Genomic DNA, 26,163 nt, shown 5'->3' with positions numbered 1-26,163 from the left:
CACCTCTCTCCTGCACGCGGGAGAGGGAGCGCAACTGTGATGATCCGCGACGAATTTCTGACGCTCGCGCTGCTAAATCCGTTCAACGCAGCGATCCTCGATGAAATCCATCGCCTCGCGCTGCCGGATGCGTGGCTCGTCGCGGGCTGCCTGGTGCAGACGGTGTGGAACGTGCTCACGGGCCGCCCGATCGATCACGGCATAGCCGATTACGACGTGTTCTATTTCGATTCCGACACCTCATGGGAGGCGGAAGACGCGGTGATCCGCAAGCTGCACGCGCAGCTCGCGCATCTCGGCGCCAAGGTTGAAATCCGCAACCAGGCGCGCGTGCACCTTTGGTATCCCGGCAAGCACGGTCTGCCCTATCCACCGTTGATGCGCGCGACCGACGGTATCGACCGCTTCCTCACGGAGAATACGCAGGTGGGCATCCGCCCTGCCGGTGGGGATTTCGACGTCTACGCGCCGCACGGGTTCGACGACGTCGCGAAGCTCATCGTGCGACCTAATCGGGCGCCGAATTTTTCCGCCGCCAATTACGCGGCGAAGGCGGCACGCTGGAAGACGCTGTGGCCCGAGATCACGGTGATCGCGGTGCATTGAGGTGGGCCAGACAAGCATGCCCTCCCACCGCTGCCACCCCTCTGCGGAATCTCTTCTACCGCACCACGCCCGACGTAAACCCCGCTTTGCGGCGCGGCGGCTTGATTTCCTTTTTCAGGAAGCAGCGCGCTTCACGCCCGGTGTAGCCGGGGCGCGCATAGGTGAAGGCGCGGCATTTGTTGTCCCCGGTGCAGGCGGCCTTGCAGGCCTCTTCGCCTTCGCCGTCCTTCATCTCGAAATTGCGCAAATCGCCGCCGGGGCGGTCGATCGAGGTCTCGACGCCTTCGACACGCGGCTCGATCACGCCGGCGCCGCGCACACCGGAGATGCAGCAACTCCCCGGCACGCGCGCGGGCACCGTGTTCTTCAGCCAGCACACCGCCGAGCCGCCTTCGACGTCCGGATAGCTGAAGCTCCACGAGCGGCAACGGCGGTCGCGCTCGCACAGCAGCGCGCAATCCTCGGGATCGCCCGACGTGACCGGGGTGCTGAAATAGTCTCCGCCGGGCCGATCGAACGCCGTCTGGGCGCGCGCAGGCCAGCTCGCAAACACGAGCGAAAGCAGCGCGGCGCAGGCCACGACGCTTGCCATGACGCTTGCCATGACGGCCAGGCGGCCCTTGCCCATCGGAACAGCTTTCGAGTTATTGACGACGCTCAGGTTTTTCAGCCGGTCATTTGATCGCCGCAAACCTGTATGGGCGATGAACGGCTCGGGTCCCTGATCGTGGCCACCTGTTGGCCCTTTGGGTCTAGAACGCGTATTCCGCGTAGGCTGGTTCCACCGAGCCGTTCCAGGGACCGTTGAACTTGTCGAGCAACTCCTCAGCCGGCGTGCGGCCGGAATCGATGATCCGATCGAGCGGCTCCAGATGCCTGGTCTCGTCGCGGCCGAGCTGATCGATCCGGCCGCGCCGGCGCAAGCCGGCATGTGCCAGAACGAGGCACTCCTTGGCGATCTCGAACAGATAGCGGTCCTTGATCCGCGACTTGAAGCCGAAGCGCGGCACGTCATCGCGCAAGGCCTGACGCTCATGCGCAGACCAGTGCTTCACAAGGTCCCATGCGGCATCTAGCGACACATCGTCGTAGAGCAGCCCGGCCCAGAACGCAGATAGCGCCGGCAGACGGCCCCACGGCCCACCGTCGGAGCCGCGCATCTCGAGATAGCGCTTGAGCCGCACCTCCGGGAAGATCGTCGAAAGATGGTTGGCCCAGTCCGACAGCGTCGGACGTTCCCCGGGCAGATTGTTGTTGCGGCCATCGAAGAAGGCGCGGAACGAGGAGCCCGAGACGTCGATATAATCCTCGTCGCGCTTGACGAAATACATAGGCACGTCGAGCGCATAGTCGACATAGCGCTCGAAGCCCATGCCGTCCTCGAATGCCCACGGCATCATGCCGGCGCGCGCATTGTCGGTGTCGCGCCAGATCTCGGACCGGAAGGAGAGGAAGCCGTTCGGCTTGCCCTCGGTGAACGGCGAGTTGGCGAACAAGGCGGTTGCGACCGGCTGGAGCGCGAGCGAGACGCGCAGCTTCTTGACCATGTCGGCTTCGGAAGAGAAGTCGAGATTGGTCTGTACCGTGCAGGTCCGGTACATCATGTCGAGGCCGTACTGGCCGACCTTCGGCATGTAATTGGTCATGATCTTGTAGCGGCCCTTGGGCATCACCGGGATGTCGGCGCGCGACCAGGACGGCGTCATGCCGAGCCCGAGGAAGCCGATGCCGAGCGGCGTTGCGATCTCGCGCACCTGCGCCAGATGCGCCATCAGCTCACTCTGGGTCTGGTGCACGTTCTCGACGGGGGCGCCCGAGAGCTCGAACTGCCCGCCGGGCTCGAGCGAGATCGCGCCGCCGCCGGTGACGTCGTAGAGGCCGATGATGTTACCCTTCTCCATGATCGGCTCCCAGCCGAGCAGGAGTTTCATGCCTTCGAGCAGCGCGCCGATACCGCGCGCGCCGTCGTAGGGCACCGGACGGTGGCCTTCGAGCGTGAACGGTGTCTTCTCGTGCTCGGTGCCCATGCGGAATTCGGACGGGTCCTTGCAGCCAGCCTCGAACCAAGCGACGAGTTCGTCGCGCGATTGCAGCGGCGTCATATCGATCTGGTCTCGCGCCATATCAAACTCTAATCAAAAGCGCTTCGATCGAACGCGCGTGGGTGACAGGGATGGTCCGCGAACCCACCGGTTGCACGGACGAGCTGGTTTGCCGCGCGATCATCGCAACGGTGTGGTTTCGTTGACGTGGGCAGGCGGCAGTTTCATCTCGCCGCACGAGCAGCCCAGACGGTCGAGCAGACCGCTGAGCTTCACGGCATCCGCATCGGACAGCTTCGAACCGACATATTTCTCGATTGCGGCCGAATAGGCGCCCCACATCCGCTTCTGCAATTCGCGGCCGGCTTCCGTGATCTCCACGAACTGGCCGCGCTTGTCGATCTTGCATTCACGCCGCAAGGCGAGGCCTTCGTCGACCAGGCGGTCGATCAGCCGCGATGTCGAATATTGCGGGATCAGCATCTGCCGTTCGAGTTCGACCGGCCGGAGCTCGCCCGAGGGCGCCCGTGACAGTTCGAGCAGCGCGTCATACCATGCCAGCGGTGGGAAGCCGGCCTTCTTCAGGTCCTGCTCGACACAATCGAGCACGCGGCTCTGTACCCGCATCAAGCGGATCCAGGCGGAAGTCGCCTCGGTCGATGGTTTGCGTTTCATGGTCCCGCTCAAGCTCGTCGCCCGTCTCTTACCCTATTCGATGCACCTGCATCAATCTTGACTATTTCAAGCAGATGCATGTAGTCGGTCTTTCGCCTGAACCAAGCATCAAGAGGAGGAAATTCCATGAAACTGTACTATTCGCCCGGTGCCTGCTCGCTGTCCCCCCATATCGCGCTGCTGGAAGCCGGCCTGCCCTATGAACTGGTCAAGGTCGATATCCGGGCCAAGAAGCTCGAAAATGGTGAGGATTATCTGAAGCTGAACCCCAAGGGCCAGGTCCCTGCGCTGGGCCTCGATAGCGGAGAGATCGTGACCGAAGGTCCGGTGATTGTCCAGATGATCGCCGATCAGGCCTCAGCCAAGGCGCTGGCGCCGGCCCACGGCAGCGCCGAGCGCTACAAGCTCATGGAGTGGCTGAATTTTCTCACCTCGGAGGTGCACAAGAGCTTTGGCCCGCTGTTCGCGCCGGCCCTGAACGACGAGGCCAAGGCCTTCTTCAAGGACCGCGTCATGGGCAAGCTGAAATACATCGACAGCCAGCTCGCCGGCCGTGACTACCTCATGGGCAAGCAGTTCACGGTGGCTGACGGCTATCTCTTCACGATGCTGACCTGGGGCGACCGAATGAAGTTCGACCTCTCGGCGATGCCGAACCTTGCCGCGTACAAGACCCGCGTCGCGGCGCGGCCGCAGGTGCAGGAAGCGCTGAAGAAGGAAGGGCTGGTCCAGGCCGCCTGAGACGCGACGCCGATCAATCTCCCAGGGGCCGGGTCCACGATCCGGCCCTTTTTGCTGCCGCAGGACCGCGCCGCGCGAAACCACTCAGCCGGATCATCGTACCTCGCGTTAGACTTATGAACTACTGTTCGCCAAACGTAAGTAGTGCTGTCTTGTCACTACCCGCGAAGCGGGCGATTTTGACGGAATTGATTGAAGAATTATTGGACTCGCATCGGAGTTGAACTTGACGATCGCCCTCGTCCTGATCGTAGCAAGCGCGTTGGTGGGAATAGCGACAGGTTGCGTTTTCAGGGTCTGGGCGCTGGTCGTGATCTCGCCGTTGATCGCGATTTTCTCGGCGATAATTCTGCGCGCTTACGAATTCGGGATGATGGCGGGCGTGCTCGTCATTGCTGGTTGCCTCGCCGTCTGCCAGCTCGCTTATTTCGCGGCAGCCTATGTGCTGCACACGCGCCACGCCTCATCCCATGACGAAATCGACGGCGAGCCAGGCCAGGCAAGCAAGCAGAAAATCCGCAGCCAGCACAAGTAAAGCCGCAGCGGCCCAAAGCACCGGCCCCTTGCGGCGCAGGCGCGCCGGCTTCTGTTGGGGCAAGAGACGGCCAGTTGCGGACGCAACAGCATATTTCGCGGCGAGATCGCGACCAAGCGCGGTCTTCCGCAGCACCAGAGAGTTCATCAAGGACACTTTCTTATTTCGTCTTCAACTTGCCGATGGCTCGGCAAGTGTCCCAACCGGTTTCATGACCCTGACCCGGAGCAAGACTAGTGCCAGGGCCGAGCAAAAGAACGGCGCTGCTTTGACGCGCTTATGACAATTGCGCGACACCGCGGCAGCGGGGACTCTGGCACGGTTCCTACGCGAATTCTGTGACCGGTTCCACAAGCCGGGAACGATTTGACGCAACCGTGATGAGCGTGGCCTGAAACGAAAAGGCCGGATCGATGACCCGGCCTTTCGTATTCTTCGATCTCGAATGTGCAGCCCGAAGGCAGCGAAGCGCAAACCGGGCTACGCGTGCGGCTCAGGCCGCCGCCTTGTTCGGAGCGAAGCGGCCGTAGAAGGTTTCTCCCTTCGCGGCCATCTCCTCGAGGAGTTTCGGCGGGGTGAAGCGCGAGCCGTATTTCGCCTCCAGCTTGTGGCAAAGCTCGACGAACTTCTTCGGGCCCATGAAGTCGATGTAGGACAGCGTGCCACCGGTGAACGGCGCGAAGCCGAAGCCGAGGATCGAGCCGACATCCGCCTCGCGCGGATCGGTGATGACATGGTCCTCCACCGTGCGCGCGGCCTCCACCGCCTGCACCACCAGGAAGCGCTGCTTCAACTCCTCGATGTCGAGGGTATCGGGATCGAGCTGCTTGGGCTGCAGCGCGGACAAGCCCGGCCACAGGCTCTTCTGGCCCTTGCCCTTCTCGGGGTAATCGTAAAAGCCCTTGCTGTTCTTGCGGCCCAGACGGCCCTGCTTCTCGACCATCTCCACCATCAGCTTCTTCTGATCGGGATTGATGGCGTTGGGGCCGAGGTCGGCTTCCGTCGCCTTCATGATCTTGAGCCCGAGGTCGAGCGCGACCTCGTCCGACAGCGAGAGCGGGCCGACCGGCATGCCGGCCATCTTGGCGCAGTTCTCGATCATCGCGGGCGGCACGCCTTCGAGGAACATCTCGTTGCCTTCGGCGACGTAGCGGCCGACGCAGCGATTGGCGAAGAAGCCGCGGCTGTCGTTGACGACGATCGGCGTCTTACCGATCTGCCGGACGTAGTCGAGCGCGGTCGCGAGCGCGAGATCGCCGGTGTTCTTGCCCTTGATGATCTCGACCAGCATCATCTTCTCGACCGGCGAGAAGAAGTGGATGCCGACGAACCTGCCCTGGTCCTTGAAGGATTCGGCGAGCGAAGTGATCGGAAGCGTCGAGGTGTTGGACGCGAAGATCACGTCCGGCTTCATATGCTCCTGCGCCTTGGCAAAGGTATCAGCCTTGACCTTGCGGTCCTCGAACACGGCTTCGATGACGAGATCGACGTCCTTCAGTGCGGAATAGTCCGCGGTCGGCGTGATGCGCGCGAGCAGGGCTTCTGCGTCGCCGGGCTTGGCGCGGCCCTTCTTGATCTGCTCCTCGATCACCTTCTGCGCATGCGCCTTGCCCTTGTCGGCGCTCTCCTGGTCGCGATCGATCAGGACGACGTCGAGGCCGGCACGGGCCGAGACATAGCCGACGCTCGCGCCCATGAACCCGGCGCCGATCACGGCGATCTTCTTCACCTTGGTCGGCGGCACGTCCTTCGGACGGCGCGCACCCTTGTTCAATTCCTGCATCGACAGGAACAGGCTGCGGATCATCGCGGCCGCTTCCTTCGAGCGCAGGACCGAGGTGAAGTAGCGCGATTCCACGCGCAGCGCGGCGTCGATCGGCAACTGGAGGCCCTCGTAGACGCAGCTCATGATCGCGCGCGCGGCCGGATAATTGTCGTAGGTCTCGCGGCGATAGATCGCGTTGCCGGCCGGGAACATCATCATGCCGGCCTTGGAGAACACCGGGCCGCCCGGCAGCTTGAAGCCCTTCTCGTCCCAGGGCGCAACAGCCTTGCCGCCGCCCTTGATCCAGTCCTTTGCCGCCTTGACGAGATCGGCCGCGGGAACGATGGCGTGGATCAGATTTAGCGCCTTGGCCTTCTCGACGGTGACCGGATCGCCCTTGAGCAGGATCGTCATTGCGTCCTGCGGCGGCACCAGGCGCGGCACGCGCTGCGTGCCGCCGGCACCCGGGAACAGGCCGACCTTGACCTCGGGCAGCCCGAGGCGGGTCTTGGGATTCTCCGCCGCCACGCGATAGTGGCAGCACAGCGTGATCTCGAAACCGCCGCCGAGCGCGAGGCCGTTGATCGCCGCCGCCCACGGCTTGCCGGAGGTCTCGATGGAGCGCAGCACCAGCGAGAAACGCCGGCTCTGCTCGAACAGCATCTGGTTCGCGGCGGTCTCGCCCTGCTCCTTGAATACTTTTGCGTAGGCCTGGTTCATGCCCTCGAGCATGGACAGGTCCGCGCCGGCGCAGAACGCCTCCTTGGCAGAGGTGATGACGACGCCCTTCACCGCAGCGTCGGCCGTGGTCGCCTTGACGATCGCGTCGAGCTCGCTGGTCGAGGTCTCGTCGAGCACGTTCATCGAACGGCCCGGAATGTCCCAGGTCACGAGCGCGATGCCGTCGGAATCGGTCTCAACCTTGAAGTTCTTGTAAGCCATGCTGGTTGCTCCCTACCCTTAGACGCGTTCGATGATGGTCGCGGTGCCCATGCCGCCGCCGATGCACAGCGTCACCAGTGCGGTCGTCTTGTTGGTGCGCTCGAGCTCGTCGAGCACGGTACCGAGGATCATGGCACCGGTCGCGCCCAGCGGATGGCCGAGCGCGATCGCGCCGCCATTGACGTTGATCTTGGCGTTGTCGATGTCGAAGGCCTGGATGTAGCGCAGCACGACGGAGGCGAAGGCCTCGTTGAGCTCGAACAGGTCGATGTCCGACTTCTTCATGCCGGAGCGTGCAAACAGCTTTTCGGTGACGTCGACCGGGCCGGTCAGCATCATCGCGGGTTCGGAGCCGACATTGGCGAAGGCGCGGATTCTTGCACGCGGCTTCAGGCCGTACTTGCCGCCGGCTTCCTTGCTGCCGAGCAGAACCGCGCCGGCACCATCGACGATGCCCGACGAATTGCCGGCATGGTGCACGTAATTGACGCGCTCGATCTCCGGATGCGACTGCACCGCGACGCCGTCGAAGCCGCCCATCTGCGCCATCATCGTGAACGCCGGCTGCAGCTGCGCCAGCGACTGCATCGTCGTCGAAGGACGCATATGCTCGTCCTTGGCGAGGATGGTGAGGCCGTTGATGTCCTTCACCGGGACGATCGACTTGTCGAAGCGGCCTTCATCCCAGGACTTCGCCGCACGCTGCTGGCTCTGCACCGCATAGGCGTCGACGTCGTCGCGCGAGAAGCCGTATTTGGTCGCGATCAGATCGGCCGAGACGCCCTGCGGCATGAAATAGGCCGGCACCGCCATCGACGGGTCCATCGGCCAGGCGCCGCCGGAGGCGCCGATGCCGATGCGGCTCATCGATTCGGCGCCGCCGCCGATCACGAGCTCGTGCTGGCCGCTCATCACCTGGGCTGCGGCAAAATTCACGGCATCGAGGCCGGAGGCGCAGAAGCGGCTGATCTGCACGCCCGGCACGGCTTCGCCCAGACCCGCCTTCAGCGCGGCAAAGCGCGCGATGTCGGAGCCGGCTTCGCCGACGGGATCGACCACCCCGAGAATGACATCATCGACGGAATCTTCCGGGAGGTTATTGCGGTCCTTGAGCGCCTTGAGCGGCACGGTCGCGAGCGCGAGCGCGGTGACTTCGTGCAGCGCGCCGTCCGCCTTGCCGCGGCCGCGCGGGGTGCGGACGTGGTCGTAGATGAATGCCTCAGGCATGACGCCCTCCTGATGTGATGGTCGTGATCTGGTTTTGGACGGGTCGCAGCGAAAGCAGCTTCAGAATGCTTCCGCCGGCAGTTCCATGATGGTGGCGCAGCCGGACTGGATGCGCGCGAGATTGGCGGCGGTCTCCGGCAGCATCCGCTCCATGAAGAAGCGGCCGGTGACGAGCTTGGTCGAGAGATAGGGGGTCGTCCCGCTCTCGGCAATCTTGCCCTGCGTCACCTTCGCCATCTTCGCCCACATGTAGCCGAGCGCGACGAAGCCGAAGAGATTGAGGTAATCGGTCGCGGCGGCGCCGGCATTGTCGGGCTTGGCCATCGCGTTCTGCATCAGCCAGGTGGTGGCCTGCTGGAGATGGCCGAGCGAAGCCGAGAGCGGGGCGATGTAGGGCTTCATCGCCTCGTCGCCGCCGTTCTCCTTGGCGAAGGCCATGACCTCGCCGAAGAACGCCATGATGGCGCGGCCGCCGTCGCGCGGCAGCTTGCGGCCGACGAGGTCGAGCGCCTGGATGCCGTTGGCGCCTTCGTAGATCATGGCGATGCGGGCATCGCGCACGAACTGCTCCATGCCCTGCTCGGCGATGTAGCCGTGGCCGCCATACATCTGCTGCGCCTGCACCGCGTTGGCGAAGCCGTAATCGGTGAGAAAGCCTTTCAGCACCGGTGTCATCAGGCCCATGTGATCGTCGGCGGCCTGGCGGTCCTTGGGATCCTCGGAGCGATGGGCGACGTCGCTCTTCAGCGCGGTCCACATCACGAAGGCACGCGCGGCCTCGTTGAAGGCGCGGATCGACAGCAGCGTGCGACGCACGTCGGGATGGACGATGATCGGATCGGCCGGCTTGTCCGGCGCCTTGACGCCGGTGAGCGAACGGCCCTGGATGCGATCCCGCGCATAAGCGACGGCGTTCTGATAGGCGACCTCGGACTGCGCCAGACCCTGCACGGCGACGCCGAGGCGGGCCTCGTTCATCATCACGAACATGCCCTGCATGCCCTTGTTCTCTTCGCCGATCAGCCAGCCGACGGCGTTGTCGTAGTTCATCACGCAGGTGGAATTGCCGTGGATGCCCATCTTGTGCTCGATCGAGCCGCAGACCACGCCGTTGCGTGCGCCGACCGAACCGTCGGCGTTGACCATGAATTTCGGCACCACGAACAGCGACACGCCCTTGATGCCGGCGGGAGCGCCCTCGATGCGGGCAAGCACGAGGTGGATGATGTTGGGGGCGAGGTCATGCTCGCCGGCCGAGATGAAGATCTTGGTGCCCGTGATCTTGAAGCTGCCGTCGGCCTGCCGCACCGCCTTGGTGCGGAGCATGCCGAGGTCGGTGCCGCAATGCGGCTCGGTCAGGTTCATGGTGCCGGTCCACTCGCCCGCCACCATCTTCGGCACGTAGGTCTGCTTCTGCTCGGCAGTGCCGTGGACGATCAGCGCCGCGGTCGCGCCCATGGTGAGGCCGCCGTACATCGAGAACGCCATGTTGGCGGAGATCTGGAATTCGTTGACCGCCTGGCTCAGCGTCACCGGCAGACCCTGGCCGCCGAACTCGGTCGGCGCCGACAGGCCGAGCCAGCCGCCCTCGGCGACCTGCTTGAACGCGTCCTTGAAGCCCTTCGGCGTGGTGACGCTGCCGTCATCGGCGCGCTTGCAGCCCTCGATATCCCCGATGCGGTTGAGCGGCTGGAGCACCTCTTCGGCAAGCTTGGCAGCTTCGCCGAGAATGGCTTCACGCACGTCGCTCGACGCATCGGAGAAGCCGGCCAGATTGTCGTAGCGGTCGATCTGGAAGACGTCGTTGAGCAGGAAGTTCACGTCTTCGACGGGGGCTTTGTAGATCGGCATGGTGGTCTCCCGGCAGGCCTTGAAGTGGTGATGTTGGCTTATGACTGAGCGGCAAGCTGCTCCGCCATCAGGCGATGCAGCATGTTGATCGCCTTGAGCGGCCGCACCATCACCTTGAAATGCGTGATGCGTCCCTCGCCGTCGAAGGTGATGATGTCGACGCCGTTGATCTCGATGCCGTCGATCATGGTCTTGAATTCGAGCACGGCGCCGCTCTCACTCTTCCATTCGCCGACATAGGTGAAGCCGGCACCGCCGAGCACCTTCTCGGCGCTGGCGAGATATTTGAAGGTGATGTCGCGGCCGCGCTGCGGCGAGTGCACGACGGGGCTTTCGAAGACGGCGTCGGGATGGAGGAGGTCCCAGAGCGCTGCCCGGTCATGCGACTTCATGTAGCCGTACCAGGAATCGAGGCCGGTCATTCTCGGGTGCCTCCCTAAAGGCAAGCAACTAAAGGCCTGGGCAAAAAAACGCGAAAACAACCCCATGCACAGTAGCGCGAAGGTTGATTCCGCTGGGGTTTTTCGCGGGTGTTTGCCCTCGTTCTTGGGTCACCTTCTTGGATCACCTCATATGCACATTGACGCATATGCGCCGATGCGCATAAAGTCAAGCAGATTGGTTAAGGTCGAGAACAGCAGGAGGACCGGTCATGGCACTGGGCGACGCAATCCTCGCATGCCTGACGGAACGTCCGATGACGGGCTACGAGCTCGCCAAGACGTTCGACTCCTCGATCGGCTTTTTCTGGAAGGCCGACCACCAGCAAATCTACCGCGAACTCTCCAAGTTGCGCGACCGCGGCTACATCCAGGGCCGCGAGGTCGTGCAATCCGGCAAACCCAATAAACTGATCTATACGCTTACTCCGGAAGGCCGAACAGCGCTGCGGCACTGGGCCGCGCGGCCAAGCACGCCCCCCTCCATCAAGGACGACCTGCTGGTGCGATTGCATGCGCTCGACAGCATCGGAATCGAGCCCATGCGCACCGACCTGATGGCCCGGCTCGAGCACCACCGCGATCGCCACGAGAACTACGAGCGCATCCTGAAGAAGCGCTTTCCGGAAGGGACCGCGACCGGCGTGCTCGACCTCGGTAACCTCCTCCTGCTTCAGCTCGGCGCCCGGCATGAGCAGATGGTGGCCGATTTCTGCGAAGAGGCGCTCGAGGCGCTGTCGGCGATGAGTGCCAAGGGCACCGTGGTGCTGCTGGAAGATGGCAAGCGCGAGGGCAAGGGCTGAGGCCTTTAGAGCCGCGACGTTACGGCAAGCCGTTCCAGCATACTCTGCTGTCATCGCCCGCGCAGGCGGGCGATCCAGTATTCCAGAGGCGGCGCGGCTAGAACCGAGGAGCTACGGCGTACTGGATGCCCCGCCTTCGCGGAGCATGACACCGGTGCCCCCAAGTCCCCGCCGCCCAACTTTAAGACACCGTCAACGGGTTCCTTAACCCGTTATTTACCGTAACAGACAAAAGTCGGTTTTCGAGGCAGACGACCCGCGCCAAATTCGATTGTCTTTGCAACTGGCACGCGTGGGGAGGCTGGAGGCGCCGGGTGGGGCGCCGGAGTCGGAACCGGACAGAGTCATGAATTCGCGCGTATCGTGGAGTGTTGACGGCATCGATCCATCCGTCCGGGAGCGGGCCGAAGCTGCTGCGCGTCGCGCCGGCATGTCACTCAATGATTGGCTGAACTCCACGCTCGGCGAAACTGCCCCGCCAAACTTTCGCGGACTTTACGACCAGCGTCCGCAAGCCCCGAACGTTCCGAACCAGATACCGAGCCAGGAAAGCCGCGAAGTCGCCGACATCCACCAGCGGCTCGACGCCATCACCCAGCAGATCGAACGGATTTCGAAGCCCGCCCCGCGCCAGGACGCTTCGCGACAAGACCCTTCGCGACAGGATCCTTCGCGACAGGACGGCGTTGCGCGCCAGCTCAACGACGCGATCTCGCGCCTCGATGCGCGGCTGTCGCAAATCTCAAAGCCGCAGCAGGCTCCGGCACCGCGGCAGGCACCCGTTGAAACGCGCCAGCGCCAGGCCGATGCGGTCGAGCGCGCGGCAGCGCAGGTCTATCGCAACTCACCGCCCCTGAGCCCCGCTTCGTTCGACGTCGCGGTCGCCGAGATCACGGCGCGGCAGAGCGAGCTCGACGGCTTTACGCCCAGGCAGATGCCGCCGCGCGCCGCGCCGCCGATCGCGCCTGCGGCAGCTCATTTCGCGCCACCGATGGCGCCGCCCGCGCCTGCCTACGCTCCGCCGCCACCGCAGCCGGGGCCGGATTTCTCTGCGCTCGAGCGCCATCTGCTCAAGATCACGAGCCAGATCGAATCGCTCCAGCGCCCTGACAATACCGAGCAGGCGATCAACACCTTCCGCAGCGAGCTTGCGGAGATCCGCAACGCCATCACCGAGGCGATGCCGCGCCGCGCGATCGAATCGATCGAGAACGAGATCCGCTCGCTGCATCGGCGCATCGACGAGACCCGCTCCAACGGCACCGACGGTCAGGTCCTGGCCGGCATCGAGCACGCGCTGTCCGACATCAAGCAGGTGCTGCGGACGCTGACGCCGGCCGAGCAGCTCACCGGCTATGACGAGGCGATCCGCAATCTCGGCGCCAAGCTCGATCTGATCCTGCGCGCCAATGACGATCCCTCGACGGTCCGCCAGCTCGAAGGCGCGATCTCGGCGCTGCGCGGCATCGTCTCCAATGTCGCCTCCAACGAGGCGCTGGCACGGCTCTCGGACGACGTGCAGCTGCTGTCGTCGAAGGTCGACCAGGTCACCCGCCCGTCCGGCCAAGGCGACAGTTTTGCGGTGCTGGAGCAGCGCATCGCGGCGCTCACCGCCGCGCTGGAAACGCGCGAGCGGCCTCAGCCATCCGAGAGCAGCGAGCATCTCGAAAGCGCGATCCGCGCCCTGTCCGACCGTTTCGACCGCATGCAGGTCGGCAGCGACTCGGCTTCGACCTTTGCTCATCTTGAACAGCGGGTCTCGTATCTGCTGGAGCGGATCGAGGCCGCCTCCGATCCGCGCAACGGCAATTTCAGCCGCGTCGAGGACGGGCTGCACGACATCCTGCGCCACCTGGAGCGGCAGCAGGCGACCTATTCCGCGCTGGCCGAGAGCCGCAACTCCGCGCCGCCTGCCGATTCCGGAATGGTCGATCTCGTCAAGCGCGAACTCTCCGACATCCGCTTCAACCAGGCCGAGACCAACCGGAGCACCCAGGATTCGCTAGAGGCCGTCCACAACGCACTTGGCCACGTCGTCGATCGCCTCTCCATGATCGAGGGCGATCTTCGCAACGTGCGCACGGCGCCGCCCGCCCCTGCGCCGCAGCCGATGCCGATGCCGATGCCGATGGCCGCTCCCGTGGAGCCCGCGCCGATGGCGCGCGAGCCGCGGCAGCAAGCACAGCAGCACCCGAAATACGATCCGAAGCCCGAGCTGCCCAATCCGGCCGCTGCGCAAGCGGCGCAAGCCGCCTTCGCCGCCGCGCCGCGCGAATTCCATACCGCCGCGCCGGCAGCGCCGCTGCCGCCGACGATGCCGATGGCGCCCCCCGTTCCGCCGCGCGCGATCAGCGAAATCCTGGAGCCGCATACGGCGCCCACGCGCGCCGCGCTTGCGCCCGAACTGCCGCCTGATCATCCGCTCGAGCCGGGCACCCGGCCGGGTGCACGCGTCGCCACGCCGTCGGAGCGCATTGCTGCGTCCGAAAGCGCAATCAGCGAAATCCCGGCCGCGCCGAAGGAGCCGGTGTCGTCGTCGAGCTTCATCGCTGCCGCGCGCCGCGCTGCCCAGGCCGCCGCCGCACAGCCGGAAAAGCCGGCCCGCGGCGCCAAGGCAGGAGCCGATCGGTCCAAGGACAAGGGCAAGGACGGCGGTTCGACCATCACCTCGAAGATCCGCTCGCTGCTGGTCGGCGCGAGCGTGGTCGTGATCGTGCTCGGCACCTTCAAGATGGCGATGAACCTGCTCGATGGCGGCAGCCCGTCGCCGTCGCCGCAGGCGATGGAGAATTCGTCGCCCGCACCCGCGCCGCAGACCCCGCCGCCGGTCGAGAGCAAACCCGCGACGCCCGAGCAGGTCACGCCGTCGATGACCTCGCCGACCCCGATCGGGCGGCAATCCCAGAACAATGCCGCGCCGGCTCCCGCCAGTTCGGGCAACTCGGCCTCGGTTGAAATTCCGCCGTTGCCCGCCGCAGCCCCGCAGCCGGCCTCCAGCGACGTCACTGGCGCGCTGTCGGGCACGGGCCGCACGAAACTCGCGATGATCCAGGTGCCGCCGAGCGAAAAACTGCCTGACGGCATCGGTGGCCCCGGCTTGCGCGCCGCCGCGATGAAGGGCGATGCGACCGCGGCCTACGAGATCGGCGTGCGCTTTGCCGAGGGCAAGGGCGTGGCCGCGAATTACGACGAAGCCGCCAAATGGTACGACCGCGCGGCGCAGGCCGGCGTGGTGCCCGCGACCTTCCGCCTCGGCACCCTCTACGAAAAGGGTCTTGGCGTGAAGAAGGACGCCGACATCGCCCGCCGCTACTACACGCAGGCGGCCGAGCGCGGCAACGCCAAGGCGATGCACAATCTCGCCGTGCTCGACGCCGATGGCGGCGGACGCGGCGCCAACTACAAGAGCGCGGCACAATGGTTCCGGAAGGCCGCCGATCGCGGCGTCGCCGACAGCCAGTTCAACCTCGGCATCCTCTATGCCCGCGGCATCGGGGTGGAGCAGAACCTCGCCGAATCCTACAAATGGTTCACCCTCGCCGCCGCCCAGGGTGACGCCGATGCGGCCGGCAAGCGCGACGACGTCGCCAAGCGGCTCGACCCGCAATCGCTCGCCGCCGCCAAGCTCGCGATCCAGACGTTCAGCGCCGAGCCGCAGCCCGACGATGCGGTCAACGTTCCGGCCCCGAACGGCGGCTGGGACAGCGCGCCGCAAGCGAACGCAAAGCCCGCGCCGAAGGCGGTCGCGAGCAAGCGCTCGGCCTCGGCGGTGCACTGAGGCTCTCTCCCCTCATGGTGAGGAGCGCGCTCTTGCGTGCGTCTCGAACCATGCAGGCCCGCCTCTCCGATCCGGGCCTCGCCCTTCGAGACGCCTGCTGCGCAGGCTCCTCAGGGCGAGGAGCAAAAGCCTCGATCGCCCTCCTCACGCCCATTCACCACGCCCGAAATTCCTGGTCCCTCCCGGCGGCGAATTCGGCTATTGAGGGGCGCGGCAATCGTTCCGTCTTCCTGCGAGCATTCCGCGCAATCGATCCGTCTCGCCGGAGCGTGGTCCCTCGATGCAGCTCTACCTTCCGATCGCCGATCTTCCGGTCAACGTCTTCCTCGTGCTGGCGATGGGCGCGGCGGTCGGCTTCGTCTCCGGCATGTTCGGGATCGGCGGCGGCTTCCTGATGACGCCGCTGCTGATCTTCATCGGCATCACGCCGGCGGTCGCGGTCGCCTCCGTCGCGAGCCACATCGCAGCTTCCTCGTTTTCCGGCGCGCTCGCCTATTGGCGACGACGCGCGATCGATCCGGCGCTGGCGAGCGTGCTGCTCAGCGGCGGCGTGACCGGGACGGCGCTCGGCGTGTGGACCTTCACGCAGTTGCGCGCGCTCGGCCAGCTCGATCTGATGATCGCACTGTCCTACGTCGTGCTGCTCACCACCGTCGGCAGCCTGATGTTCTCCGAAGGCTTGCGCGCCCTGATGCGGACCCGGCGCGGCGCGGTGCCGCCACGACGCACGCACAACTGGATCCATGGCCTGCCGCTGAAGATGCGGTTCAAGCGCTCCAAGATCTACCTCTCGGTCATTCCGGTCGTGATCGTCGGCATCGTGATCGGCTTCATCGGCGCCATCATGGGCATCGGCGGCGGCTTCATCCTGGTGCCGATCATGATCTATGTGCTGCGGGTGCCGACCTCGACGGTGATCGGCACCTCGATGGTCCTGACGCTGGTCACGATGCTGTTTGCGACCTTGCTGCATGCGGTGACCAACCACCTGGTCGACGCCGTGCTGGCGCTGATCCTGATGGTCGGCGGCGTCACCGGCGCGCAATTCGGCGCACGCGCCGGCCAGAAGATCCGCGGCGAGCAGTTGCGGCTGCTGCTCGGCCTGCTGATCCTCTCGGTCGGCGTCCGCTTCGCGATCGAGCTGGTGATCGAACCTGCGGACCTCTTCACCATTCGCGAACTGGGGGTGAGCGGATGATGCGCGCAGCTCTCGCAGTCCTGCTCGTTCTGCTGCTCGGCTCCGTCGCACGCGCCGAGCGGCTGATCGTGTCGGTCTCCAACCATCGCGTCACGGTGACGCCGAACTATTCCGGCGAGGAGCTGGTGCTGTTCGGCTCGGTCGAGAAGGACGCCTCCACGCCCGTCGACCGCAGGACCTACGATCTCGTCGTCACGGTGATGGGCCCGCGCGCCGACATGGTGACGCGGCGCAAGGAGCGCACCTTCGGGATCTGGATCAATACCGACTACCGCCAGTTCTTGGAGGTGCCGAGCTATCTCGCGCTGTTCGCCAACCGCTCCTTCGAGGCGATCACCTCGCCCGAGATCGCGCGGCGCCAGCAGATCGGGCTCAACAACGTGCTGCTGACCCAACGCGTCAGCGGCGACTATGCCGACGTGGTGCCGAACGACGTGTTCCGCTCGGCCTTCATCCGCCTGCGCACCCAGCGCGGTCTCTATCGCGAGGATCCGAGCGCGGTGACGTTCCTGACACCGACGTTGTTCCGCACCGGCATTCCACTGCCGGCGGAGGTGCCGATCGGCACCTATGAGGTGGAGATCAAGCTGTTTGCCGACGGCGCGTTCATCGGCAAGACCGAGACCGCGTTCGAGATCGTCAAGGTCGGCTTCGAGCAGTTCGTCGCCACCACCGCGCGGCAGAACGGGCTGATCTACGGACTGGTCACGGCGGCGATGGCGCTGATGACCGGGTGGATGGCGTCGATCGTTTTCAGGAAGGATTGAGACGCCTAGCTGCACACGAAGGTGAACGAGGTATCTCCGAGTCGTCCTGACGAAAGCCAGGACCCATTACCACAAGCGATCGTTGGTATAGGACGCTCTGGCCACAGCTTGCCGCAACAACAACCAGTCGGGGTAATGGGTCCTGGCTTTCGCCAGGACGACGTTGGAGGAGCAGTTCGCGTTTACCGGTTCACAGCGACGACTGCGGCGATCACGGCGCCTGCACCACCGTCGGCACGCCCGGCTCCAGCAATCGCAACCGCGTCCCGAAGCCGAGCACGTCGAAGGTCTTGCGCAAATCCTCGCTGTTCTGGCGGAAATGTGCCCAACCCTCCGTATGAACAGGCACGATCATCGCGTCGGGGAAGGCGCGTGCGGTCTCGATGGTGTCGTTGGTGTCCATGGTGAGATGGAACGGCCCGCGCGTTTGCGCGGCGCCGGCGAAGGGCATCACCACGCCGCATTTGAAGCGGCGCGCGACCTCGGCGACGCCGTCGAACCAGGTGGTGTCGCCGCTGATATAGACCGAAGTTGTGTCGCTCCGGCTTGACGACACCACGAAGCCGATGACGTCACCTGACAGCGGCTCGATGCCGGCCGGGCCGTGACGCGCCGGGGTCGCGGTGATCGTCAGCGAATTGCCGTCGCGATCTTTCAGATGCGCCGTGCCCCAGGGCGCCAGGCCCTCAGCATGCCCGCCGAGGCGTTTTGCGCCGGCTTCTGTCGTCAGGACGCGCTTTGCGTGCTTGAGATACTCGCGGCCGGAGTTGTCGAGATTGTCCGAATGCTGGTCGTGGCTGAGCAGGACCGCATCGATCGGACCGACCGCGTCGGCCTTGAGCGCAGGGCCGATCGTCTTCTCCAGCTTGACATGCGGCAATTGGTAGGCACCGGGCGCATCGAAGGTGGGATCGGTGAGCAGGCGAAAGCCGTCGATCTCGATCAGCGCGGTGGGGCCGCCGATCAGGGTGATGGAGATGGGCATGATGAATCTTCCTTAGGATGCAGACTTGGCGGGCCGCGTCACCAGATAGATGCCGAGTGCGACCGGGATGATGCCGAGCAGATCGCGCGCCTCGACGTGCTCGCCAAGAACGATGAAGGCGAACAGCATGCCGAGCGGCGGCATCAGGAAATGATAGGCACTCGCAGCCGTTGCGCCACACACTTTCAGGAGATGAAACCAGAGCCAGTAGGCGAGGATCGAGCCGCCGAGCACCAGGAAGGCGAAGGCGCCGATCAGGCCCGGCGTGAAGTCGATGGCATGAACGTCGGCGAAGGTCAGCGCCACCGGCGTCAGCACGATGCCGGCGGCAAGATTCTGCACGCCATTGCCGATCCACAGGCTTCCCTTCGGCGCGAGCAGCTTGAACAGGATCGTGCCGGCGACGAGGGAGGCGAGCGAGGCCAGCATGAAGACGATGCCGTGCAGTGAGTCGGTGCCGACCGACAGCCGGTGCCAGACGATCGCCGTCACGCCGATGATGCCGAGCAGGAGGCCGCTCGCTTTGCGCCACGTCATGCCTTCGCCGAGCAGAAGCGCGGCAAGGCCCGCCGTGAACACCGGATTGGCCGACACGATCAGCCCGCCGAGGCCGGCGGAGACCGACTGCAGGCCGGTGTAGCCGAGCCCGAGATAGAGCGCGTTGTTGGCGATGCCGAGCACGGCGAAAATGGCGGCATCGCGCCAGGACAGCGACCAGCCGTCGCCGCGGATCAGCGTTGCGCCAAGGATCAAGATGCCGGCGAGCGAGAAGCGCGCGGCGAGCAGGATCAGCGGCGGGCAGTGGGTCACGCCGATCTTGCCGGCGACGAAGGCGTAGCTCCAGAGCAGGCAGAACAGGCCGATCGCGAGCGGCAGCGTGTTGAAGCGGCCGCGGGGAACGGCGATCGAGGGCGCGAGGGACATGTGGGCCTTCTCCTGAACCCTCGATCTAAGGACCCGGCTTGTCATTTGGAAATTAAATGATTAACTGCCCATCAGTGGATTTTTCAATGGAGGCGCCCATGCTCGATCTCGAGCTCCTGCGCAGCTTCGTGTCGGTGGTCGATGCTGGCGGCTTCACCCGGGCCGGCGAGCGCGTCCATCGCACGCAATCGACCGTCAGCCAGCAGATCAAGCGGCTGGAGGAGGACGTCGGCCAGGTCCTGCTGCATCGCGACGGCAAGGACGTGCGCCCGACCGAAGCCGGCGAGCGGCTGCTGTCCTATGCGCGGCGGCTCTTGTCGCTCGCCGAGGAGGCGCGCGACGTGCTGAGCCAGCCCGACGGCGAAGGCGCGATCCGGCTCGGCATCCCCGAGGATTTCGCGGCGTATCGGCTGGCGAAACTGCTCGGCGCATTCTCGCGCTCGCATCCGGGCCTGCGGCTCGATGTACGCGCCGACCAGAGCAAGAACCTGTCGCGCGACCTCGATCGCGGCGAACTGGACCTGGCGCTATTCAAGCGCGAGGCTGGCGAGAAGGGCGCGATTGCGGTGTGGCCGGAGCAGGTGCACTGGGTCACCAGCAAGAGCCATCCAATCCACGCCGATGTCGCTTCCGTGCCGCTGATCGGCTTTCCGCTCGGCTGCCTCTACCGCGCCGGCGCCATCCACGCGCTGGAAAGCGCGGGGCGCATTTGGCACATGTCCTACACCTCATCGAGCCTCGCCGGCATCCAGGCCGCGGTCGCGGCCGGCATGGGGTTGAGCATCCTGTCGGAGATGTCGATCCAGGCCGACCACCGCGTGCTGACCGCGACGGACGGCTTTGCGCCGATCAACCGGACCGAGGTGGCGCTGATGGCCGCGCCGGGCGCCAGCCCGGCGACGCTGCGGCTGGCGGATCGGCTGGCGGAGTTCTGCGACGACGTGCAGGCGAAGGCGGCGTAGTCACCACGAGGTCGGTCTGTTCCCTCCCCCCTTGCGGGGGAGGGAGCGCAGTGGTGCACGGCGAGAGTGTTCAGCTCAATAACACCGCGACGCAGCGATGGCATGGACGCGGCGGTCGCCGAGCAGATGCGCGACAAAGCCGTTCTTTGGAAAGATTTTTGCAAACGCCGCGTCACGGATGCTGAGGCCGCCGGCATAGGCGCCGAAGGCGGGCATCACGGCGCGCATCCCGTCGGACGCGAAGCAGCGGCGCTCCATCGAGCGGCCGCGCGCGGAGACGCGGGCCTTGGGATGCAGATGGCCGGCGATCTCGCCGTGCGCGCCGGTCGGCTCGTGGCGGAAGGTGATCGCGCCGATCGCGACTTCGTCGGCGACCGTGCCGCCGAGATCGCTCGGCAGCATCGGATCGTGATTGCCTGAAATCCAGATCCAGTCGCGCCCGATCCGGAGTGCGGCCATGGCGTCGCGGTCTTCCGCGGAAAGCCGCTCATGCGCGGTGCGGTCGTGAAAGCTGTCGCCGAGAGCAATGACGATTCGCGGATCATGGCGGGAGATGACAGCAGCGAGACGGCCGAGTGTTGCGAGCGTATCGTAAGGGGGCAGCAGCACGCCGCGCGCGGCGAAGCTGGAACCTTTTTCCAGGTGCAAATCGGAGACGACGAGCAGGCGCTGCTCTTCCCAGAACAGTGCGCCGGAGAGATCGGCCGCGAACGTCACGCCGCTGATGCTGACATTCGAAACGCGCATGTCCTCGATGTCTCCTGAAATCAGCGCGCCCGTCGTCACGTCAACCTGCTTTTATCCCATCGCCTCTTTGACCAGCTCGTCGGCGGCTTCCGCCAGCAGCTCGTCTCCCGCTTCGCCATAGACTGACTCGCGGCCGATTTCCAGCATCACGGGGACGGCGAGCGGCGAGACGCGGTCGAGTTCCCGGTGCGTGATACGGCCCTGGATGCGGGTGAGCATGTCGCTGAGGCGGCGCAGGTCGAGCAGGCCGGTGGCGGCATCGGCCCGCGCGGCGCGCAACAGCACGTGATCGGCCTGGTGCTTGCGCAGGACGTCATAGACGAGATCGGTCGAAAACAGCAGCTGGCGCCGGCTTTTCTCCTCGCCGGTGTGCCGGCGCGCGATCAGGCCGGAGATGATCGCACAATTGCGGAACGTGCGTTTCATCAGGGCGGATTCGGCGAGCCAGGCCTCGAGATCGTCGCCGAGCATGTCGGGATCGAACAGCGCGTCGAGGTCGATCCTGCCGTCCCGGATCATGAAGGACAGGTCGCCGAGCGCCCAGACAGCGATCGCATATTCGTTGGCGACGAAGCCGAGCGGCCGGGCGCGGGCGCGCTCCAGCCGGCGCGTCAAGAGCATGCCGAGCGTCTGGTGCGCGAGACGGCCTTCGAAGGGGTAGCAGACGATGTAATGCTTGTTGGCGCGGGGAAAGCTCTCGACCAACAACTCGCGCACCGCCGGCACGCGCGAGACGTCCTTTTGCAGCGACAGCCAGTCGCGCACCTGCTCCGGCAAGGCACCCCAGGCGCGCCCGTCATCGAGCAGGCGGCGGACGCGTTCGGCAAGATAGGTCGAGAGCGGAAACTTGCCGCCCATATAGGACGGCACTTTCGGATCCTTGTCGTTGGCACGCGAGACGTAGACCTGATCCTCGACAAGGGCTTCGTAGCGCACCACCTCGCCACTGAACACGAAGGTGTCGCCCGGGCTGAGGCCCTCGATGAAGGTTTCCTCGATCTCGCCGAGCAACCTGCCGCCGCGCGCGATCACGCCCGTTGACCCGCCTGCTTTTCCTTGACCGCCGCCGCGCGAGCGCACCAGCCGCACCTTCAGCATGTCGTCCTCGACGATGGTGCCGACATTCATCCGGTAGCTCTGCCGCACCTTCGGATTGGCGACGCGCCAGCGCCCCTCCTTGTCCTGCTTGATGCGGGCGAAGCGCTCATAGGTCTTCAGCGCGTAGCCGCCGGAGGCGACGAAATCGACGACGTCGTCGAAATCCGGCCGCGTGAGATCAGCGTAGGGCGCCGCGGTGCGCACTTCGTCGTAAAGTTCGTCGGAGAGAAACGGCTCGCCGCAGGCGCAGCCGAGCACGTGCTGGGCCAGCACGTCGAGTGCACCGATGCGCAGCGGCGGCGTGTCCTGCGCATTCTCCGCGATGGCGTCGATCGCGACGCGGCACTCCAGCACCTCGAAGCGGTTCGCGGGCACCAGCACGGCGCGCGAGGCTTCGTCGAGCCGGTGGTTGGCGCGGCCGATGCGCTGCATCAGGCGCGAGGCCCCCTTGGGCGCGCCGATATTGACGACGAGATCGACGTCGCCCCAGTCGACGCCGAGATCGAGCGAGGAGGTGCAGACCACGCCGCGCAAGCGTCCCGCCGACATGGCGTCCTCGACCTTGCGGCGCTGGGCGACATCGAGCGAGCCGTGATGCAGCGCGATGGCAAGGTTGTCGTCGTTCATGCTCCAAAGATTCTGAAACAGCATCTCGGCCTGGCTGCGGGTGTTGACGAAGACCAGCGTGGTCTTGTTCGCCTTGATCAGCTCGTAGATCTCGGGAAGCGCATGGCGGGCACTGTGGCCGGCCCAGGGCAGGCGCTCGCGCGTGTCCATCATTTCGACCAGCGGCGGCGCCGCGCCGCCGGCCATGACGATGTCGGCCGCGGCTTCCTTGCCGCCGGGCTGCGGCACCAGGAAGCGCGCCAGCGATTCAGGCTCGGCCACGGTCGCCGACAGGCCGATCGCCCGCATCTGCGGCGCGAGCCGCCACAGCCGCGCCAGGCCGAGCGACAGCAGATCGCCGCGCTTGGACGTCACCAGCGCATGCAGCTCGTCGAGCACGATGCGCTTCAAGGAGGAGAACAGGAACGGCGCGTCGTCGGAGGACAGCAGCAGCGCGAGCTGTTCGGGCGTCGTCAGCAGGATATCCGGCGGATAGCGCCGCTGCCGCTGCCGCCGCGACGTCGGCGTGTCGCCGGTGCGGGTCTCGATCTTGATCGGCAGCCCCATCTCGGCGACGGGACGCTCGAGGTTGCGCGCGATATCGACGGCGAGCGCCTTGAGCGGCGAGATGTAGAGGGTGTGAAGGCCGCCGGTGCGTTGCAGGGTGCGGCCGGTGGAGACCAGAGATTTTGTCGAGACTGCGGGCGCGGAGCTCAGCTCCACCAGCGTCGGCAAAAATCCCGCCAGCGTCTTGCCGGCGCCGGTGGGCGCGATCAGCAGTGCGGAACGGTCCTCGCGCGCTTTCTCCAGCAGCGCCAATTGATGCGCGCGCGGCGACCAGCCGCGGGCTGCGAACCACGCCTTGAAGCGGTCGGGCAGCAGCGCGGCAGGCTCGGCCGGAGATTTGAGGATACGGGGCGGCACGGCATCACAGGTAAGCCGTGGGGGTGGGTTCGTCGAGGGGGCGGCGCGACCGACGAGCGAGATACCGCCGTTCCCTCTCCCCTTGTGGGAGAGGGTGGATCGCCGCGAAGCGGCGAGACGGGTGAGGGGTATCTCTCCGCGAGAGAGCATCGTTCGAGTACGCGGAGAAACACCCCTCATCCGGCGCTTCGCGCCACCTTCTCCCACAAGGGGAGAAGGAAGAAAGCGCCCCTACTCCGACATCGGCTTGTCGGAGATGTCCCAGTCCTTGCCGGTGAAGGTGGAGATGAAGAGCGTCTTCATCGGCGTGTAGTCGTCGGGCGTGTAGCTGTAATTCACGCCGTCGAGGAAATAGGGCGAGTGGAAGCCGTTGAGATTCGAGGCCTGCTTCAGCACATTGGCGCGGGTGAGCTCGTCGCCGCAGCGGCGCAGGATCTCGCCCATGGTGACGGCCTGACCGTAGCCGGCGAATGCGATGGTGTTGTCCTGATCGATCGCCGGCGTGTACTTCTTGCGCAGCTCCTCGAACGCCATCACGTCGGGGTCCTTCTCCCATTTGGGCAGGCCGACTTCCTTGTTGTAGCGGATGGCGACGATGCCGGCGGCGTTCTCGAGGCCAGCCGCATTGAGGATCGAGCGGCCGGTCGAGCCGGCCGACAACAGCTGCAACGGCTTCCAGCCGAGCTCGGCGACCTTGCGGATCGACTGCGACGACGCCTTGCCGGTGGAGATGTTGTAGAAGACGTCCGCACCCGACTTCGAGAGGTTGATGAGCTGGGAATCGACGGTCGGATCGGTCAGATCATAGGTCTGCTCCATGATCACCTTGGCGGTGCCGCCGGCGTCTTCCAGAACCTTCTTGAAGGGACCGAGGAAGTCGCGGCCGAAATCGTCGTTCTGGTAGAGGATGCCGACCTTGGCGTTCGGCTTCACGCTGACGACATGCCGCGCCAGGATGCGCGCCTCGGTCGGATAGAGCGGCAGGCCCGCCATCGTCCATTTGAACTCTTTCGGGTTATTCCACTTCGACGCGCCGGTGTTGAGCAGAAGCTGCGGCACGCCCTTGGAGTTCAGGTATTTGTGCACGGAGGTCTGCGGCGCGGTGCCGAGCGAGCCGTAGAGCGCGAGCACTTCTTCCTGCTCGACCAGACGCCGCGTCGCCTCGACGCATTTCGGCGCGCTGTAGGCATCGTCCATGGTCAGGAATTTGACCTTGCGTCCGTTGATGCCGCCCTTCTCGTTCAGCATCTGGAAATAGGCTTCGCCGATGCGCCCGAGCACGCCGTAGAGCGAGCCGGGGCCGGAATGCGGCACGGTCTGCCCGATCTTGATCTCGGTATCGCTGGCGCCGGCATCGTATTTCTTTTCCGCGGCCCAGACGTAGGGCGCGGGCAAGGTGGATGCCGCGATGGTCGCGAGCGCGGCGGCGCTGAAATCGCGCCGCGATGGATTCCTGGTCATTATTTGTTTCTCCCTGACGAGGACATTGTGCTGGCATCGTGGCAGGTGTCGCAAGTGGGAAGTCGCCGCTTTGCGACGCAATGACGCTCAAGGCGTCGCGTATAGCGCCTAGACTCAAGTTTTCTCGGCGACCACGACGAGGCCGCGCACCGGCTCGTTGTTCTCGATGCGTGGCGAGGCCTGCTCCAATGTGAGGAGCTTCAGGCCGGCCTTCGCCATCGCATCGCGCACATATTCCGCCGAATGGGCATAGCGCAGGCCTTCGCCGAGAACGATGCCGCGGCCGCTGCCGCGGCCGTCATGGGTCTCCAGCGTGAACGCAAGCACGCCACCGGACGCAAGGACGCGCCTGGCTTCGCTGAGCACCGGCCCGAGATCGGAGAGATAGACGAACGCATCGGCAGCGACGACGAGGTTTGCACTCGCGTCACTCTTGGTGCGCAGGCCCTCGATCATGTCGGCGACTTCGAGCTCGGCATAGAGGGCGGTTGCTCGCGCCTCCTTGACCATGCCGGGCGACAGATCGATGCCGATGAAATGATCAACCTGTTTTGCGAAGGCGGCGGCCGCCAGCCCCGTACCGCATCCGAGATCGATGGCGCGCCTGAAGAGGGCGGGCTTCTTCGCGGCGACGCGGGCAGCCACCACCGCCTTGAAGATCAGCGACGGCGCGCGATAGCCGAGATCGTTGATCAGCACGTGCTCGAAGCGCGGCGCGTATTGATCGAACAAGGCCTGCACATAGGCCTTGGGCATCTCGGACAATTGCGCGTCGCCAAGGCGCATCAGATGCAAATGAGCGCCATGCTGGTCGCTGGCATCGGACTCGCGCGATTTTCGAAAGGCCGCAATCGCCTTGTCGCGCTCGCCGAGTTGCGCGCGGATTTCGCCGAGCGTGAACCAGGCCGAGGTGAAGTTCGGCGCAAGCTCGATCGTCTGCTCCAGCAGATCGGCGGCGGCCGCCAGATCGCCCTTGAGCTGGAGGTCGCGCGCGAACTCGAAGCGGCGGTCGGCCATGAGATCGCCGGAGGTCAGGAACAGGCGCAGGGGCATTGGGGGAACCAGAAAGCGAAGCGGGCGGGTGAC

21 protein-coding genes are annotated in these 26,163 nt (G+C 65.3%); 8 read left to right on the top strand and 13 right to left on the bottom strand.

All coding sequences use genetic code 11. The features are described 5' to 3' along the window. Positions 1–39 precede the first annotated feature (39 nt). Positions 40–606: a nucleotidyltransferase family protein gene (locus JQ591_RS08655; protein WP_211395554.1), complete on the top strand. Its 567-nt coding sequence runs from the start codon at positions 40–42 to the stop codon at positions 604–606. Positions 607–661: 55 nt separating this feature from the next. Here JQ591_RS08655 and JQ591_RS08650 read toward each other — a convergent pair whose 3' ends face one another. From JQ591_RS08650 to JQ591_RS08640, 3 genes are all read right to left on the bottom strand, one after another. Beyond that, positions 662–1,234 (bottom strand): PAN domain-containing protein, encoded by a 573-nt coding sequence (locus JQ591_RS08650; RefSeq protein ID WP_211395553.1) that lies wholly within the window; start codon positions 1,232–1,234, stop codon positions 662–664. A 124-nt stretch (positions 1,235–1,358) separates the two neighbouring features. After that, on the bottom strand, positions 1,359–2,729 hold the full coding sequence (locus tag JQ591_RS08645) for a glutamate--cysteine ligase (RefSeq protein WP_211395552.1): 1,371 nt from the start codon (positions 2,727–2,729) through the stop codon (positions 1,359–1,361). A gap of 99 nt (positions 2,730–2,828) precedes the next feature. Then, positions 2,829–3,323, bottom strand: a complete 495-nt coding sequence (locus JQ591_RS08640) for a MarR family winged helix-turn-helix transcriptional regulator (RefSeq protein WP_211395551.1) — start codon at positions 3,321–3,323, stop codon at positions 2,829–2,831. Between the two features lie 126 nt (positions 3,324–3,449). Between JQ591_RS08640 and gstA the strand changes: the two genes are divergently transcribed. Both gstA and JQ591_RS08630 read left to right on the top strand, forming a co-directional pair. Further along, complete coding sequence (gstA, locus tag JQ591_RS08635; RefSeq protein WP_211395550.1) at positions 3,450–4,064, top strand: glutathione transferase GstA; 615 nt, start codon at positions 3,450–3,452, stop codon at positions 4,062–4,064. Positions 4,065–4,290: 226 nt separating this feature from the next. Continuing rightward, positions 4,291–4,599 carry a hypothetical protein gene (locus JQ591_RS08630; RefSeq protein WP_211395549.1) on the top strand — a complete coding sequence of 103 codons (309 nt, stop codon included), beginning with the start codon at positions 4,291–4,293 and terminating at the stop codon, positions 4,597–4,599. A 493-nt stretch (positions 4,600–5,092) separates the two neighbouring features. Here JQ591_RS08630 and JQ591_RS08625 read toward each other — a convergent pair whose 3' ends face one another. The 4 genes from JQ591_RS08625 to JQ591_RS08610 are packed head-to-tail and all read right to left on the bottom strand — an operon-like array spanning position 5,093 to position 10,806. Then, entirely contained in the window at positions 5,093–7,306 is a 2,214-nt protein-coding gene (locus JQ591_RS08625; RefSeq protein ID WP_211395548.1) for an FAD-dependent oxidoreductase, read from the bottom strand. Positions 7,307–7,324: 18 nt separating this feature from the next. Further along, positions 7,325–8,533: an acetyl-CoA C-acetyltransferase gene (locus tag JQ591_RS08620; protein ID WP_211395547.1), complete on the bottom strand. Its 1,209-nt coding sequence runs from the start codon at positions 8,531–8,533 to the stop codon at positions 7,325–7,327. 60 nt (positions 8,534–8,593) lie between these two features. Beyond that, a complete protein-coding gene (locus JQ591_RS08615) occupies positions 8,594–10,384 on the bottom strand; it encodes an acyl-CoA dehydrogenase C-terminal domain-containing protein (RefSeq protein ID WP_211395546.1) in 1,791 nt (596 codons plus the stop codon). 38 nt (positions 10,385–10,422) lie between these two features. Next, positions 10,423–10,806, bottom strand: a complete 384-nt coding sequence (locus JQ591_RS08610; RefSeq protein WP_211395545.1) for a nuclear transport factor 2 family protein — start codon at positions 10,804–10,806, stop codon at positions 10,423–10,425. 230 nt (positions 10,807–11,036) lie between these two features. On the opposite strand from JQ591_RS08610, the gene JQ591_RS08605 reads away from it, so the two are divergent. From JQ591_RS08605 to JQ591_RS08590, 4 genes are all read left to right on the top strand, one after another. After that, the gene (locus JQ591_RS08605; protein ID WP_211395544.1) at positions 11,037–11,627 is read left to right on the top strand and encodes a PadR family transcriptional regulator; all 591 of its coding nucleotides are present in this window, start codon (positions 11,037–11,039) and stop codon (positions 11,625–11,627) included. Between the two features lie 346 nt (positions 11,628–11,973). Then, positions 11,974–15,405, top strand: a complete 3,432-nt coding sequence (locus JQ591_RS08600; protein WP_211395543.1) for a tetratricopeptide repeat protein — start codon at positions 11,974–11,976, stop codon at positions 15,403–15,405. A 280-nt stretch (positions 15,406–15,685) separates the two neighbouring features. Further along, the gene (locus JQ591_RS08595; RefSeq protein ID WP_211395542.1) at positions 15,686–16,603 is read left to right on the top strand and encodes a sulfite exporter TauE/SafE family protein; all 918 of its coding nucleotides are present in this window, start codon (positions 15,686–15,688) and stop codon (positions 16,601–16,603) included. Continuing rightward, complete coding sequence (locus tag JQ591_RS08590) at positions 16,600–17,370, top strand: TIGR02186 family protein (RefSeq protein WP_211395541.1); 771 nt, start codon at positions 16,600–16,602, stop codon at positions 17,368–17,370. The genes JQ591_RS08595 and JQ591_RS08590 overlap by 4 nt, the downstream gene beginning before the upstream one ends. A 211-nt stretch (positions 17,371–17,581) precedes the next feature. Here the strand turns inward: JQ591_RS08590 and JQ591_RS08585 are convergent, their stop codons facing one another. Together JQ591_RS08585 and JQ591_RS08580 are read right to left on the bottom strand one after the other, a co-directional pair. Then, positions 17,582–18,355 carry an MBL fold metallo-hydrolase gene (locus JQ591_RS08585; RefSeq protein ID WP_211395540.1) on the bottom strand — a complete coding sequence of 258 codons (774 nt, stop codon included), beginning with the start codon at positions 18,353–18,355 and terminating at the stop codon, positions 17,582–17,584. 12 nt (positions 18,356–18,367) lie between these two features. Beyond that, entirely contained in the window at positions 18,368–19,279 is a 912-nt protein-coding gene (locus tag JQ591_RS08580) for a DMT family transporter (RefSeq protein ID WP_211395539.1), read from the bottom strand. Positions 19,280–19,377: 98 nt separating this feature from the next. Here JQ591_RS08580 and JQ591_RS08575 point away from each other — a divergent pair, with 98 nt between their 5' ends. Next, positions 19,378–20,241: a LysR family transcriptional regulator gene (locus JQ591_RS08575; RefSeq protein ID WP_211395538.1), complete on the top strand. Its 864-nt coding sequence runs from the start codon at positions 19,378–19,380 to the stop codon at positions 20,239–20,241. Positions 20,242–20,316: 75 nt separating this feature from the next. On the opposite strand, the gene pdeM is transcribed toward JQ591_RS08575, so the two are convergent. The 4 genes from pdeM to JQ591_RS08555 form a co-directional block, all read right to left on the bottom strand. Further along, positions 20,317–20,988, bottom strand: a complete 672-nt coding sequence (gene pdeM, locus JQ591_RS08570) for a ligase-associated DNA damage response endonuclease PdeM (RefSeq protein WP_211395537.1) — start codon at positions 20,986–20,988, stop codon at positions 20,317–20,319. A gap of 51 nt (positions 20,989–21,039) precedes the next feature. Further along, the gene (locus JQ591_RS08565; RefSeq protein ID WP_211395536.1) at positions 21,040–23,616 is read right to left on the bottom strand and encodes a ligase-associated DNA damage response DEXH box helicase; all 2,577 of its coding nucleotides are present in this window, start codon (positions 23,614–23,616) and stop codon (positions 21,040–21,042) included. Positions 23,617–23,847: 231 nt separating this feature from the next. Further along, positions 23,848–25,077, bottom strand: a complete 1,230-nt coding sequence (locus tag JQ591_RS08560; RefSeq protein ID WP_211395535.1) for an ABC transporter substrate-binding protein — start codon at positions 25,075–25,077, stop codon at positions 23,848–23,850. Positions 25,078–25,191: 114 nt separating this feature from the next. Beyond that, positions 25,192–26,130 (bottom strand): methyltransferase domain-containing protein, encoded by a 939-nt coding sequence (locus tag JQ591_RS08555; protein ID WP_211395534.1) that lies wholly within the window; start codon positions 26,128–26,130, stop codon positions 25,192–25,194. Positions 26,131–26,163 lie beyond the last annotated feature (33 nt).

Source organism: Bradyrhizobium canariense, assembly GCF_018130465.1.
Taxonomy (GTDB): domain Bacteria; phylum Pseudomonadota; class Alphaproteobacteria; order Rhizobiales; family Xanthobacteraceae; genus Bradyrhizobium; species Bradyrhizobium canariense_C.
Note: the sequence above shows the minus strand (reverse complement) of the source record. Positions and strands in the feature narration are given on the sequence as shown.

Excerpts from the sequence above, each read along its gene's own strand:
- JQ591_RS08615 (WP_211395546.1), bottom strand. The coding sequence starts at position 10,384 with ATGCCGATCTACAAAGCCCCCGTCGAAGACGTGAACTTCCTGCTCAAC.
- gstA (WP_211395550.1), top strand. The coding sequence starts at position 3,450 with ATGAAACTGTACTATTCGCCCGGTGCCTGCTCGCTGTCCCCCCATATC.
- JQ591_RS08600 (WP_211395543.1), top strand. The coding sequence starts at position 11,974 with ATGAATTCGCGCGTATCGTGGAGTGTTGACGGCATCGATCCATCCGTC.
- JQ591_RS08610 (WP_211395545.1), bottom strand. The coding sequence starts at position 10,806 with ATGACCGGCCTCGATTCCTGGTACGGCTACATGAAGTCGCATGACCGG.
- JQ591_RS08585 (WP_211395540.1), bottom strand. The coding sequence starts at position 18,355 with ATGCCCATCTCCATCACCCTGATCGGCGGCCCCACCGCGCTGATCGAG.
- JQ591_RS08555 (WP_211395534.1), bottom strand. The coding sequence starts at position 26,130 with ATGCCCCTGCGCCTGTTCCTGACCTCCGGCGATCTCATGGCCGACCGC.
- JQ591_RS08620 (WP_211395547.1), bottom strand. The coding sequence starts at position 8,533 with ATGCCTGAGGCATTCATCTACGACCACGTCCGCACCCCGCGCGGCCGC.
- JQ591_RS08640 (WP_211395551.1), bottom strand. The coding sequence starts at position 3,323 with ATGAAACGCAAACCATCGACCGAGGCGACTTCCGCCTGGATCCGCTTG.
- JQ591_RS08650 (WP_211395553.1), bottom strand. The coding sequence starts at position 1,234 with ATGGGCAAGGGCCGCCTGGCCGTCATGGCAAGCGTCATGGCAAGCGTC.
- JQ591_RS08580 (WP_211395539.1), bottom strand. The coding sequence starts at position 19,279 with ATGTCCCTCGCGCCCTCGATCGCCGTTCCCCGCGGCCGCTTCAACACG.
- JQ591_RS08590 (WP_211395541.1), top strand. The coding sequence starts at position 16,600 with ATGATGCGCGCAGCTCTCGCAGTCCTGCTCGTTCTGCTGCTCGGCTCC.
- JQ591_RS08625 (WP_211395548.1), bottom strand. The coding sequence starts at position 7,306 with ATGGCTTACAAGAACTTCAAGGTTGAGACCGATTCCGACGGCATCGCG.
- JQ591_RS08605 (WP_211395544.1), top strand. The coding sequence starts at position 11,037 with ATGGCACTGGGCGACGCAATCCTCGCATGCCTGACGGAACGTCCGATG.
- pdeM (WP_211395537.1), bottom strand. The coding sequence starts at position 20,988 with ATGCGCGTTTCGAATGTCAGCATCAGCGGCGTGACGTTCGCGGCCGAT.
- JQ591_RS08560 (WP_211395535.1), bottom strand. The coding sequence starts at position 25,077 with ATGACCAGGAATCCATCGCGGCGCGATTTCAGCGCCGCCGCGCTCGCG.
- JQ591_RS08645 (WP_211395552.1), bottom strand. The coding sequence starts at position 2,729 with ATGGCGCGAGACCAGATCGATATGACGCCGCTGCAATCGCGCGACGAA.
- JQ591_RS08575 (WP_211395538.1), top strand. The coding sequence starts at position 19,378 with ATGCTCGATCTCGAGCTCCTGCGCAGCTTCGTGTCGGTGGTCGATGCT.
- JQ591_RS08595 (WP_211395542.1), top strand. The coding sequence starts at position 15,686 with ATGCAGCTCTACCTTCCGATCGCCGATCTTCCGGTCAACGTCTTCCTC.
- JQ591_RS08655 (WP_211395554.1), top strand. The coding sequence starts at position 40 with ATGATCCGCGACGAATTTCTGACGCTCGCGCTGCTAAATCCGTTCAAC.